The sequence below is a fragment of the Mesorhizobium sp. C264A genome (assembly GCF_040324515.1).
Classification (GTDB): Bacteria; Pseudomonadota; Alphaproteobacteria; order Rhizobiales; family Rhizobiaceae; genus Mesorhizobium.
Map to the genome: position 1 here is coordinate 3,701,863 of NZ_JAMYVY010000001.1, position 12,631 is coordinate 3,714,493.

Here is a 12,631-nt window from a genome sequence, read left to right on the forward strand (position 1 = left end):
CCCGAAAGCTGACGCTCCGGTTGAACCCGGAGTGAAGTCAGCTTCCCGTCTACCAACCTCCGGTTCAGGGTCTGGTGGGAGGCTTCGGCATCCGCCTCGACCAGTTTGCGGACGTGGCGGTTGTCCGCGATCCTGATCGCGCATGAGCCTCGCCACATGTCAGTGTGCTACCGGGAGTGGGCGCCGTGGAGCTGGCAGGTACGCTCGCTCAAAGCATCGGCCGTCCACCGGTGACCTCGTAGAGTGCGCCGGTGGTGTAGCTCGATCCTTCCGAGGCAAGCAGCACATAGGTCGCTGCAAGCTCTGCCGGTTGCCCGGGACGCTTGAGCGGTGTGTTCTTCCCGAACTCCTTGACCTTCTCAGAGGGCATTGTCGACGGGATCAGCGGCGTCCAAATCGGCCCGGGAGCGACCGCGTTTACCCGAATGCCGCGTTCAGCTACCAGTCCTGCAAGTCCGGCGGTGAAGTTGGCGATCGCTCCTTTGGTAGTGGCGTAGGCAAGCAGTGCCGGCGAGGGACTAGTCGCGTTGATTGAGGATGTGTTGATGATGGTCGAGCCGGGTTCCATGTGCTTCACTGCTTCCTGGGACAGATAGAACATCGCATAGACATTGGTGCGAAAGGTGAGATCCCATTCCTCCGCGCTGATGTCCTCCAGCTTCTCGAACGACGCCTGGTGGGCTGCATTGTTGACGAGGATGTCCAGGCGCCCGCATTCATCGATAGCTCGCTGCACAAGCGACCGCGCGAAGATTTCGTCCGAGATGTCGCCGGGTGCGAGCACCGCCTTGCGCCCCGCTTCCTCGACCAAGCGCGCCGTCTCCTGCGCATCTTCGTCCTCTTCAAGATAGGAGATCATGACGTCGGCGCCTTCGCGTGCAAACGCGATAGCCACCGCCCGGCCGATGCCCGAGTCCGCGCCGGTGATCAGCGCGACGCGGTCCGTCAGCTTACCGCTGCCGCGATAGCTCTCCTCTCCGTGGTCGGGCCGTGGATCCATCTCGTCGGTGTAGCCGGGCATGTCCTGCTGCTGTTCGGGAAGCGGCGGCCGAGGATATTTCTGCTGGGCATCCTGCATGTCAGCTCCTTTTTTGGCTGGAGTTGCGGTTGTGTCGATCCGGTTCCGTGATCGGTCCCTTAGCGGCTTTCGAGCCACCGCCCCATTCCTCGGACTCGCACGCTTGGTCGCCGCCCATGAGGTCCGGCGAACCGCGATTTGCGGTGCCGCTGTCCGTCTTCTTCAACTCGTGCTCCTTCTTGCGTGGCTCGTCATTCTTTCTCGCCAGCGGTAATCATCGACCTCAGCGGCTCTTGCGCCACATTCGCCTCGATTTCCGCGCGTCCGGGGGTATCCGGTAGCGCCTTGCGGAAATTTTTCGCATAATCCGGCGGCATCTTCGGTGGCATCATCGGTTCGTACGGGTCGACCACGGCCTCGATGACCACCGGACCCTCAGCAGCCAGGGCAGCGTCGAGAACGCCTTCCACCTCCTCGGAGCGAGAGACGCTGTAGCCAATGCCGCCCATGGCTTCGGCGGCCATGGCGAAGTCGATGGGCTGGAGTTCGCAGGCGAATTGCGGGTTACCGAGGAACATCATCTGCTCCCAGGCGATCTGATTGAGCATGCCGTTCTTGAGCACGAGCACCTTGAGTGGGACCCGGTACCGAACTGCCGTCGAGAACTCTCCGAGCTGCATCGCGAGACCGCCGTCGCCGACGACCGCAAAGACCGGCCGGCCGGGAAAGGCCAGGCCCGCGGCGATCGCGTAGGGCAGTCCGCATGCCATCGAGGCCAGCGCGCCCGAGACGCCGAAGGCCTGCCCGTCACGCAGTTCGATATGGCGGGCCGCCATCTCGGTGTTCTGGCCGGAATCGGCAACCAGGATCGCCTCATCGGGCAATCGTTTCCCAAATGCGCGTGTGACCACCTGGGGCTTGAGCGAAGTGGCGGCCTTTTGCTCCGACTGCGCCATCATCTCGCGCCAGCGTCGCATGCCCGCCTGCGCCTTCTCGAGGAAGCTGCGATCATCCTTGCGCTTCAGGCGCTTGTTCAGCAGTCGCAGCGTCACGGCGGCATCGCCGGCAAGGCCGGCCTCAACGGGATAGCGCAGGCCGATGCGCTGCGGGTCGCGCTCGATCTGCACCCCGCGCGCCTGTCCCGGCTTCGGGTAGTATTCGATGTAGGGAAAGGTCGAGCCGACGACGAGCAGCGCGTCACATTCCTCCATGATTTCCTGCGACGGCAGCGTGCCGAGAATTCCGATGCCGCCAGTCGTCAGCGGGTGATCGTCGGGCAAGGCAGCCTTACCGAGCAAGGCCTTTGCGACGGGGGCACCAACCAGCTCCGCCGTCTCTTCCAACTCGTGCCTGGCACCAAGCGCGCCCCGACCGGCGAGGATCGCGACCTTCGTCGCGCCGTTCAGGATCTCGGCGGCTTTCGCAAGTTGTTCTTCGTCGGGAAGCCTGCTTCCTTCGAACCAACGATCCGGCGTATGCGACGGTTTGTTGCGCTTCGAGCGCTTGGCTTGGTCGAGCGTGTGCTCCTGCACATCGCTGGCGATCGACAGATGCGCAACGCCGCGACGTGCCAGCGCCGACCTGCAGGCGAGACCGGCCAGGCTTTCCATATGCGCCGCGTCGGAGACCTGCGCGTTGAAGACGGCGACATCGCTGAAGACGCGCGTCAAGTCGACATCCTGCTGGGTGAAGGTCTCGATGAGGTCGTGGAACTGCATGCCGGTAATGGCGAGCACCGGCGCTTGGTCGAGCTTGGCATCGTAGAGTCCAGTCAGGAGGTGTGTGCCGCCAGGGCCGGAAGTTGCGAGGCAGACACCGAGCTTGCCTGTCCATTTTGAGTAGGCGCACGCCATGAACGCCGCGGATTCCTCGTGCCGCACCTGAATGAAGCGGATGCGGTCCTGCCGCTTGCGCAGCGCCTCCATGATGCCATTGATGCCGTCGCCCGGCAGGCCAAAGATGATATCGACGTTCCAGTCGATCAGCGTCTCGATGAGGATGTCCGCGGCGGTCGGCATGTCTCAGTCCTTACCGCGATGCGGATCCCGCCGCCTGGCTGCTCTTGTTCGCGGTCTTGTCAGTCTTACGCTGGTCCTTGTCGCCGCCGCGATTGCCGCCAAGCAAGTCGTCGGAAGACTGAGCGGTCTTGCCGTCTTCCAAATTAGTGGCCATGCGCAAAGCTCCCTTCATCCGGCCTGCCTAACCAGAAAGTCGGTGAGATGTTCCGTGCCCGAAGGCAAGGCCGCCTAGTCAGGTGCCGAAGGCAAGCGTGTCAGTACCACCCGATGAGGCGCTGTTCGGCAGTCAGCGGCTGAACAGGCGAGGTGCGATCGAACAGACGAAGGCATCGAACTGCTGCGAGGCCGAGCTTGCATGTAGTGGCTGAGGCTGCCTGATCGCCAAAAGCGCTCGCGGCAGAGCTGGCCGATGTTCAGGTCGCGTCTTCGCAGGTCCCTATAGCCAGAGCGCAACGCCGCCCGGACCGTCCCATAGGCGAACTCCTCGCACCCCTCGTCGACGAATTTCCCGCGCGGGATTCCGCCTCAGTGGCGAAAGGACTCGTTCGTCGCGCACACCGCGGCGGGCGATGTGCGCCTCGACCATGCGGTGCCTGGCGTGCCGGTAGTCTGGCATGGCTCCTCGATAGCCTTAAAGACGACAGGCTTAGTCGTCCTGCCTGCGCTTGTGGTGCTCGCTCTCCTGGTTTTCGCCGCGGATCATCTGGCGATCATCCTTGTCGGTCAATTCCACGCCCTCGTCGCGCAGATTGGCGCCGCCTTGCCGCGCCTCGCGCTCCTGCTTGGTTCTCTTCAGCTCATCCTCGGCATTGAAATCGTCGCCGGCATTGCTGGTGTTCTCGCGCTTTTCGATGATGCGCAGCTGCTGCTCGTGGGTCTTCCGGCCGGCCATGGCAAGGTGCCTCCTACTTGTTCGTGCGTCCGGTCTGGTCAGGGTTGATGCCGCCCTGAGGCGTGACGTCGTTCTCGACATCGCCTTCGAACGTATTGTCCCCATCGAGAGCATCGTTCTCGTCGAGCATATCGCCGCCCTTGACCGCGCCCTTCGAGGTGCCGATTCCCGGGTTGTCTCGCAGATCCTTGTCCGTGGGCTGTTTAGTCTTGGGGTGTTGGTTGGTCATGGAATTTCTCAGCGCTGGTTGAGCTTGGACGAAAGACGGTCCTGGCGCTGTCCAACTTCAACGTGGAGAAAATGTTCCGGTGTCAGGTTCGGTGCGCGCAAGCGGCCAGGCGGCCGCCGTCTCGGCTAGCGAAACTCCAGGCATGCCACATTACATTCCATTCCGAGGCGAATTGGCGGGCTAAAGTGAAAATCGAGACGGTCGAAAGCTTGCAAGGAGTGGGTGCTCTGTTCCGGTGGCGATCTCGGTTGCAAGCAGTTCGCCGGCAATCAAGCCAAGTGTTGCGCCGCTGTGGCTGAAGGCGACGTAATACCCCTCGAGCTCCCGCAACTGGCCGAAGACCGGCTCGCCGTCTCCGGGGATTGGCTTGGGCCCGACACCGTAGCTCTCCAATTCCAATTTCGGATGACCGTCGAGAACATTCGACGCTTCGTCGAGAAGCCCCTGGATGGTCGATGCTTTTACGCGATAAGTCCCGTCCGGATTGACTACCACCTCTTCTTCCGACCAGGCAGAATCGAGCGCGAGGGCGCCATCAGGCGTCGGCCGGATGGCGACGCGCGGCGTGTTGAGCACGGCGCGTAGCGGCAAATCGACTGGCTTGGTCCTGACCAGCAGCGCGATTGGTGTCCCATCGGCAATACGCTGACCGGCCACGGCGACCATTCGCGGCACATCCGCACCGGTCGCCAGAAGCACCGCGTTGGCGGCGAAGCTGATCCCGCTGGTGGTGGTGACGCCGGTGGCGCGGCCGTTGGCGACGGTGACGGTAGCGCGTCCGGCCTCGGTGACCACCTGGCCGCCCCGCTCCACGAATTCCGCGATCAATATTTCGATCAGCGACGGCAGGTCGACCCAGCCCTCGCCAGGGTTGAAGATCGCGCCTTGAGGCGTGACAGCGCTTGCGCAGACACCCGGCGCGACCAACCTTATGGCGTCCGCGGACAGATGCTGCGCATCATAGCCGAGACGTTTTTCGTGAGCGAAGACATCGGCGATCTCGTTTGAGGCATCGTCCGCATCCCACGTCAGGCCACCGTCGAAACGCAGCCAGGCGGCATCCGGGCATCGCGCCGACAAACTGCGGTAGCGGTCGATACCGATCATGCGCAGGCGATGATATTCAGCCGAGCGCCTGCGCGCCGAATTGATCCAGGCGAGCGAGCGGCCGGAAGCTCCCTTGGCGAGCGGTCCATCATTGACCAGCACGGTCTCGATGCCGAGCCTTGCAAGATGAACGGCCGAGGAGACGCCAAAAATGCCGCCGCCGACAACAACGACCTTGGAAACCTGATGTGATGCAGCCATGAGATATCTTTCACTGGTGGAGGTTGGTTTGGGCGGCCGTCTTGAAGGGCTCATACGTGATCAAAGCACTTCGGCAAGGAAGTGCTTCAGACGCGGGCTTTTCGGCGTGTCGAAAATCGCGGCAGGCGTGCCGGCCTCGATGATGCGGCCTTCATCCATGAAGACGACCTGATCGGCGACCTTGCGGGCGAAGCCCATTTCATGCGTCACCACGACCATTGTCATGCCGCGCCGGCCGAGATCCGCCATGAGGTTGAGCACACCCTTCACCAGTTCGGGATCGAGTGCGCTCGTTACCTCATCGAACAAGATGACCTCCGGGTCCATCGCCAATGCACGAGCGATTGCCACACGCTGCTGCTGGCCACCGGAAAGGCTCCCTGGACGATGGTGTTTGCGGGTCGCAAGCCCGACGTCGGCAAGGCGCGCCTCGGCTATGCGCTCAGCTTCCTGTACAGGGAGGCCCTTTACCTTGGTCAGCGACAGCATGACGTTTTCCAGGGCCGTGTGGTCGGGAAACAGATTGAACTGCTGGAAAACCATGCCGACACGCCGGCGCAGTTTTTCAGGCCTCATCGCCAGGATGCTCGCACCATCGAGCAACACCTCACCGCCCTTGGGCTCGACCAGGCGGTTGAGGCAGCGCAGCAGGGTCGACTTGCCCGAACCTGATGGGCCGATCACGCATGTGACCGTGCCAGGCTTGACTGCCAGGCTGACGCCTTTGAGAACATCGAGGTCGCCATAGGCCATGTCGAGATCGGTAATGGCGAGACTGCCGCCCTTGAAGCGGGGCAGCGCTGAGCGGGCATCAGAGCCGGCCTCCGAAAGTGCACTGCCGGTGGCGCCCTCCAGTTCGCTCACTTCGGCCAGGCCGCTGATGACGAGGCCTGCCTTTTGCTTTCCGACCCGCAGCGAGTTGTCGATGTAGTTGACCACATGGGTCAACGGCACGGTGATGACGAGATAGAACACGCCGGCCAGAAGCAATGGCGAGAGATTTCCGGTGACCACTGCCTGGTCCTGACCGACACGGAAGATCTCGCGCTCCGAGGCGAGCAGACCGAGGAAGTAGACAAGGCTTGAATCCTTGACGTTGCCGATGAACTGGTTGACGAGGGCCGGCAAGACGCGGCGGATGCCTTGCGGGATCACGATCAGGCGCATGCCTTGGCCGTAGCTCATGCTGAGCGCCCTGCAGGCCTCCATCTGCCCGCGCTCGACGCTCTGGATGCCCGAGCGGAATATTTCGCCGATATAGGCGCCGGCGATCAGGCTCAGCGCAAGAATGCCGAGCGGAAAGGGCGAAGGGCCGAAGATTTCACGGCCGATGCGGGCAAAGCCCTGGCCTATCAGCAGGATGGTGACGATCGCCGGCAGCCCACGGAATATATCCGTGTAGACCCGCGCCGGAATGCGCAGCCAGCGCGATTGCGAGATGCCCATGACCGCCAGGATCATGCCGAGGATGACACCCAGTACCGTCGACGCGGCCGCGAGGATCAAGGTGTTCTTCAATCCGATGGTGATCATGCTGGGCAGCACGTCCGCCATGGCCTGCCAGTCGAGGAAACTGCGCCGCAGGTTTTCGAGCCAGTTCATTCGCCCCCCTTTTGGTTGCGCTATTCACATCGTCCGCATCAAGGACGGAGGCGTAATCCGGCCGCCAGCATGAAAGCCAGCGGCCGGTACGGTCTACTTCTTGGGAAGATACTGGTCGGGCATCGGCGAGCCGGGGAACCACTTTTCATAAAGCGTCTTCCAGGTGCCGTCCTGCATGGCCGCGTGAAGGGCGGTGTTCAGCGCATTGCGGAGCTTGTCGTTGCCCTTGCGCAGGACAAAGCCGGCCGGCGCGTCAAAGGAAGGAATATTGACCGCGATCTTCAGGTTCGGGTAGCGAAGGCCATAGTCCTTGGCGGCCTCGTAATCGAGGAAGTGGGCATCCACGGTTCCGTTGTTAAGCGCCGAAACGGCGGAGTTGTTGTCGGGGAATTTGACGAGATCGGTTCCGACAAAATTCTTCGCCGCGTAGATTTCCTGGAGCGTGCCTTGTACGACGCCGAGACGTTTGCCCTTGAGCCCGTCCGCCGCCGTGATCGCCTTGTCGGCGGTAAGCACGGAGAGATAGCCTGCGATATACCCGTCGGAAAAGTCGACGGTCTTTTTGCGTGCTTCCGTCGTGCCGATTGCCGCGACCGCGACATCGAAGCGCTCGTTTGCAACGGAAGGCATCAGCGCCGAGAATTCCTGGCCGGTGAAGGTCACCTGGTCGGGCTTGAATCCAAGGCGGCTCGCGACGTTGCGGAACAATTCGATGTCGAAGCCGGTGAACGACCCATCGGCCTGGGTGAAAGCGTAGGGTTTGGCATCGCCCATGGTCCCGACGCTGATGACCTTCGCATCAATGAGGCCATAGGGATTGTCATCCGCGGCGGCCGCTCCTGAAACCAGCCCGGCGCCGACGCACATCGCCATAAGAGCCATTGCGCCGGTTCTGACCGGGCACATCAACGACTTGAGAATTTCTTTCCTGCTCATGTCTTTCTCCACTCTGAAGGTCTGTTCTTCTTGGTATTTGCGTCGAGCCGCCATCTGGCGCGCCGACATGCCCTTGCCGAAATCACGGTCCGTCACGCCTCTCGGCTCCACTCCTTTTAAAGAGACCGGTCTCATATTGCGTGAGACCGGTCTCTTTGTTAATCGTTATCGCCACGTTGACCTCCCGTCAACAACTCTTGTAGTCGTCATCCGATGAAAAGAACCGCCCCCAAGACCCCGTCGATAACGGTCAGCGACGTCGCCCGCGCGGCCAATGTTTCGAAAGCGACAGCCGCGCGCGTGCTCGGCGGATACGGCGTCGTCAGCGACATGATCCGCGCGGAAGTCACGGCCGCGGCCAAGGCCTTGGACTATCGTGCGAACGAGCTCGCCCGCAGCATGACGACCGGCCGCTCCGGCATCATCGGCGTGGTTGTCGGCGACATCGAGAACCCGTTCTTCAGCCTCGCGGTACGCGGCATCAGCGACGCGGCAAAGGCAGCCGGGTTCAACGTCATCCTGGCCAATTCCGGCGAGAAGATCGAGGCGGAAAAGGCGGCCGTGAAACTGCTCATCGGCAAGCGCGTCGACGGGCTGATCGTCACGCCGTCGGAATCGCGCGATATAGCGCACCTGCGCGATATCCACCGCTCGGGCCGACCGCTTGCTCTGCTGGATAGGGCGCTGGCAGATCTGGATGTCGATACGGTCACGACCGACGATCGCGGCATCGCCATGCTGGCGACCCGCTTTCTAGCCGATGCCGGCCACCGCAACATCGCCTATGTAACCGCGGTCGACGCCGAAGGGCACGAGTACCGCGATCTCGGGCAGATCTACACCTCGTCGGTCCGTGAGCGCATCGACGGTTTCCTCACCGTGTGCCGAGAGGCCGGACTTGATCGGCCAGAACGCTTTGTTCGCCTTGGCGCGACAAGCCCCACCGAAACGCGCAGGGTTGCCGGCGAGATGCTGTCGGCGGCGGATCGGCCGACGGCGATCCTCGCCTCCGACAGCGTCATTGCGCTGGAGATCTTCAAGGTGACCCGCGAGCGCGGCCTGCGGGTTCCCGACGACATTTCGCTCATCACTTTCCATGATGCGGACTGGACGAGCGTCACCACGCCGCCCATCACCGTTATCGACCAGCCCGTCTACGCGCTTGGCAAGAGCGTCGCGGAATTGCTCATCCGGCGATTGAAGGGAGATTCCCGCCCGGCGGAAAAGCTCATTTTGCCGACCGCCATCATTGCACGCGGATCCGTTGGCCCGCCCTCGGATGGAAAGCCGCAAGTGCGCCAAGCATAGGCCTGGCGGCGGTACGCCCACATGAATACGTTAGAACAAGGTCGACGCACTCCGCTTTAAGAATGTACGTCGATCAACCCAGCAAACACCCTGATCGCAATGCCGCGTCCACCGTCATCGGGACGGCACGTGCCGGCTCATGGTTTGAAGAGCGTGACGATGAGCCAGATGCCCGGCTACTTCTTGCGCCTGCCTGGCTTCAGGGCCGCCAAAAGACTGCTGATCCTGCCGGCCTTGCGGTTGCGGATCTCGGCCTCGTTCTTGCGGCGCACCGCGGCGCGGACAAGTCTGGCGCCGAGATAACGCAAAGGCTCGGGCGGCAGCGACATGCGCCGCTCGATGCCGACCAGACCGCTTTCGCTCCAGCGATCCTTTCGCTCGAGCACCAGGCTCGCCAGAATGCGTCCGGCTATCGGCGTCTGCGCGATGCCGGTGCCGTTAAATCCCATGCCGTAGAAGATATTGGGATGATCGCGCAGGTGGTCGAAGACAGGAACGTGTTCAGGCACGCAGTCGATCGGCCCCGACCAGTCATATTCGATCGCCACACCGCGCAGCGACGGGTAGACCCGATGCAGCTCTCGCATATTGTCGCGGCCGTGCTCCGGGCTGCGGTTGAAGCTGGCGCCGAAATTTCCACTGAAGGCGACGTTGCCGCTGCCACGACCGAAGACCACCCTGCCCCCGATGGTGCGCTGGTAGTAGAGCACCTGGGCCTGGGAATCGCAGATCGAGGCACCGTCGCGCCAGCCGATGCTGTCGAGCAGTTCGGGAATGGCGGCAGTGGCAATCACCTCGCTGCCGACCACATAAAGATGCCGCCGCAGTTCCGGCAGCGCCGAAAGCCAGGCGTTGGCGGCAAGCACGATTTTGTCAGCCCGTACCGCGCCATGCCCCGTGCGCACCGTGCATGTCATGCCGGGTTCGATGGCGAGGACCGGGCTGCGCTCGTGGATGATGACGCCGCGTGCCAGTGCCAGCTTGCGCAATCCGATGGCAAGTTTGGCGGGATGGACCGTGCCGGCGGTGGTCTCGACGACGCCGAAATAGGAGGCCGATGAACCGGTGCGGCGTTGAATGTCCTCGGCCGTCAGCGGGCTGAAACGGTTTTCTCCAACAGCCGCCGTCAAGGCCACGGCGGTCTCCCAGGCGCCTTCCTGCGCAATGGAGCTTGCGGTCCACAACCATCCGTCCAGCCTCAGGTCCATGTCTATGGTGCCGTTTTGCTGCAGCGCCTTCAGCTCCGCGATCGATGCCACCGTGTCGGCGCACAGCAGGCGCGCTTCCTCGAGACCGACGACCGCACTGATCTGGTCGATTTCGGCGAACCATGAATGGACCTGACCGCCGTTGCGCCCCGAGGCCCCCGATCCGCACAGATCGGCTTCAAGGATGACCACCCGCGTTTGCGGCGCCAGTTCAAGGATCCGCAGCGCGGTCCACAGACCGGTATAGCCGCCACCGACGATCACCACGTCGGCGCGCTCGTCGCCTCGCAATGGCTCGGTCGCAGGGGCGGCGGTAATGTCCTGCAGCCAAAACGACCGGTCAGATGCAAGCGCGACCGCAGGCTGCCGCAAACGAAGTGTACTCACGCTTGGGCTCCCTGCGCATCGACAATGAAGCTGGCATATTTGGCTCGCAGCCAATCGGGTATCGGACGCGGTCTCTGGGGAAACCCGCCGAGATGGGTGCAGGTCTGTGCCGCCGCGATCGACGCCCTGTGCAATGCCTCCAGGGCGCCAAGGCCGCCGAAATGGAAGCCGGCGAGGAAGGTGGCAATAAAACTGTCGCCGGCGCCACACGTATCCACGACATCGACAAGCGTCGCCGGCGCATGCACGACATTCGTGCCATCGTCGAAGTACGAGCCGCGTCGACCACAGGTCAAAACCACCTGCCTTGCGCCGGCCTTCCTGAGCGCGCCCAGCGACGGCTCGATGGGAACATCGACATCGTCCGGTCCGGACGCAAACAAAAGCGGGACACCGTCGAGCGGCAGCGCCATATGGGCGGTCGATAGATCGACGCTGAACGGCACATGGTCCGCTACCAATCGTTGGACGAGGTGCTTGTTGGCGTTGGTGCCGAGATGCACCCAGTCGGCCGCGGCGATGACCGCATAATGCGCGGGCAGCGGCATGAAGTTTTCGCCCACACCGAAGGATTCGTGCAGGAACTTCCGGTCGCCGGATTCATCGCGCAGCAAGGTGACGGCCGTATCGCCGGGACGCCGTTCGACGTCGTCGGGGGATAGGCCGGCACCTGCCAGCTCGGCAAGCACCACGTCGCCTTCGGGATCGTTCCCGACGGCGCCGAAATAGCGCGCGGACCAGCCGTTGCGCCGCCATTGCGCCGCGACATTCAAGGCGTTGCCGCCCACCGTCATCAAGTTGTTGGTCAAATAGGCATCAAGGCAATTGTCCCCGACCGCGATAAGCTTCTTCGACGTCATGCCGGCACCGTTGCGCGATTGAGGTATGGCGCGATGGCGCCAAGGCAGCGTGTCCAGGCTTTTACCGGATCCAGCGCGTAGGAGCCGTTGCCGAACGGCTCGAAGGTGAACTTTCCGGCATAGCCCAGGCGCGCGAGCTCGCTGACATAGTGGCCGAGCGGCAGCGTACCATCCCCCCACACCAGATGCCCGCCTGGTGTGCCGTCGACCAGATGGACATGCGCCAGCCGCGAGCCGAACAGGTCGACATAGCCGGCCACGGTGTCGCCGGCCGTGGCCATGGCGACAGTGTCCAGCACGACGTCGATGTTTTCTGCGCCCACCTCGTCCAGCATTTGGCGCAGGCCTGCCGCATCATTGACGAGGTTGCTCTCGAACCGCTGCAACGGCTCGAGCAGGCAGCGCACCCCGTTTGCGGCGGCGCGCCGGGCGATCTCGCCGATCGAACCGACCGCGCGGTCCCATGCCGGTTGCCGGGGTTCGCTCTCGTAGCCCCGGCCGGGCGTCAGGAAGAGATAGCGGGCGCCAAGCGCCGCGCAGATGTCGGCTGCACGGCAAAACCGCTCGATGCTGTCCTGGCGCAGTGCGGCGTCGCCGGAGGCAATGTTGATTGGATACAACACCTGCTCAGGCGTAAAGCACCAGGCCGACAGCTCGTTGTCGGCGAGTACCCGGCGAACGGATTCGACACGTGCGTCCGTGGCGTGGAACAGGTCCAGATGCTGGGCAATCCCCCACAGCTCGATCTCGCGCAGGCCAAAGCCTCGGATCGTCCTGGCGACCTCATCGAAGGGGAAGTGCTGGAAGCTGAAATTGGCTCCGATCAGCTGATGAGCAGCGAGCTGCGGCATGAAGGCTCCTTTCG

Annotated in this window: 12 protein-coding genes; 1 reads left to right on the top strand and 11 read right to left on the bottom strand. The window is 63.0% G+C overall.

Annotated features, from left to right (window positions below; all coding sequences use genetic code 11):
• Window positions 1-208: 208 nt before the first annotated feature.
• The 8 genes from NKL04_RS18165 to NKL04_RS18200 form a co-directional block, all read right to left on the bottom strand.
• Window positions 209-1,078, bottom strand: coding sequence for an SDR family oxidoreductase (locus NKL04_RS18165; RefSeq protein WP_023667763.1), 870 nt, complete (start codon window positions 1,076-1,078; stop codon window positions 209-211).
• Between the two features lie 191 nt (window positions 1,079-1,269).
• A complete protein-coding gene (locus tag NKL04_RS18170) occupies window positions 1,270-3,036 on the bottom strand; it encodes a thiamine pyrophosphate-dependent enzyme (RefSeq protein ID WP_023699892.1) in 1,767 nt (588 codons plus the stop codon).
• 10 nt (window positions 3,037-3,046) lie between these two features.
• Window positions 3,047-3,190: a hypothetical protein gene (locus NKL04_RS18175; protein ID WP_023818614.1), complete on the bottom strand. Its 144-nt coding sequence runs from the start codon at window positions 3,188-3,190 to the stop codon at window positions 3,047-3,049.
• Between the two features lie 492 nt (window positions 3,191-3,682).
• Window positions 3,683-3,928 carry a hypothetical protein gene (locus NKL04_RS18180; RefSeq protein WP_023699894.1) on the bottom strand — a complete coding sequence of 82 codons (246 nt, stop codon included), beginning with the start codon at window positions 3,926-3,928 and terminating at the stop codon, window positions 3,683-3,685.
• Window positions 3,929-3,941: 13 nt separating this feature from the next.
• Window positions 3,942-4,157, bottom strand: a complete 216-nt coding sequence (locus NKL04_RS18185; protein ID WP_023667757.1) for a hypothetical protein — start codon at window positions 4,155-4,157, stop codon at window positions 3,942-3,944.
• 180 nt (window positions 4,158-4,337) lie between these two features.
• Window positions 4,338-5,465 carry an NAD(P)/FAD-dependent oxidoreductase gene (locus tag NKL04_RS18190; RefSeq protein WP_023699895.1) on the bottom strand — a complete coding sequence of 376 codons (1,128 nt, stop codon included), beginning with the start codon at window positions 5,463-5,465 and terminating at the stop codon, window positions 4,338-4,340.
• A gap of 60 nt (window positions 5,466-5,525) precedes the next feature.
• Entirely contained in the window at window positions 5,526-7,067 is a 1,542-nt protein-coding gene (locus NKL04_RS18195) for an amino acid ABC transporter permease/ATP-binding protein (RefSeq protein ID WP_023699896.1), read from the bottom strand.
• Between the two features lie 93 nt (window positions 7,068-7,160).
• Window positions 7,161-7,949, bottom strand: a complete 789-nt coding sequence (locus NKL04_RS18200) for an ABC transporter substrate-binding protein (protein WP_502903346.1) — start codon at window positions 7,947-7,949, stop codon at window positions 7,161-7,163.
• A 267-nt stretch (window positions 7,950-8,216) separates the two neighbouring features.
• Between NKL04_RS18200 and NKL04_RS18205 the strand changes: the two genes are divergently transcribed.
• Window positions 8,217-9,311: a LacI family DNA-binding transcriptional regulator gene (locus NKL04_RS18205; protein ID WP_023699898.1), complete on the top strand. Its 1,095-nt coding sequence runs from the start codon at window positions 8,217-8,219 to the stop codon at window positions 9,309-9,311.
• A gap of 176 nt (window positions 9,312-9,487) precedes the next feature.
• Here the strand turns inward: NKL04_RS18205 and NKL04_RS18210 are convergent, their stop codons facing one another.
• Genes NKL04_RS18210 through NKL04_RS18220 form a run of 3 tightly spaced genes read right to left on the bottom strand, consistent with a single transcriptional unit; the run spans window position 9,488 to window position 12,617 of the window.
• Entirely contained in the window at window positions 9,488-10,906 is a 1,419-nt protein-coding gene (locus tag NKL04_RS18210) for an NAD(P)/FAD-dependent oxidoreductase (protein WP_031209047.1), read from the bottom strand.
• Entirely contained in the window at window positions 10,903-11,766 is an 864-nt protein-coding gene (locus NKL04_RS18215; RefSeq protein ID WP_023699900.1) for a PfkB family carbohydrate kinase, read from the bottom strand. The genes NKL04_RS18210 and NKL04_RS18215 overlap by 4 nt, the downstream gene beginning before the upstream one ends.
• Entirely contained in the window at window positions 11,763-12,617 is an 855-nt protein-coding gene (locus tag NKL04_RS18220; protein WP_023699901.1) for a sugar phosphate isomerase/epimerase family protein, read from the bottom strand. Before NKL04_RS18220 ends, NKL04_RS18215 begins: the two co-directional genes overlap by 4 nt.
• Window positions 12,618-12,631: the final 14 nt, after the last annotated feature.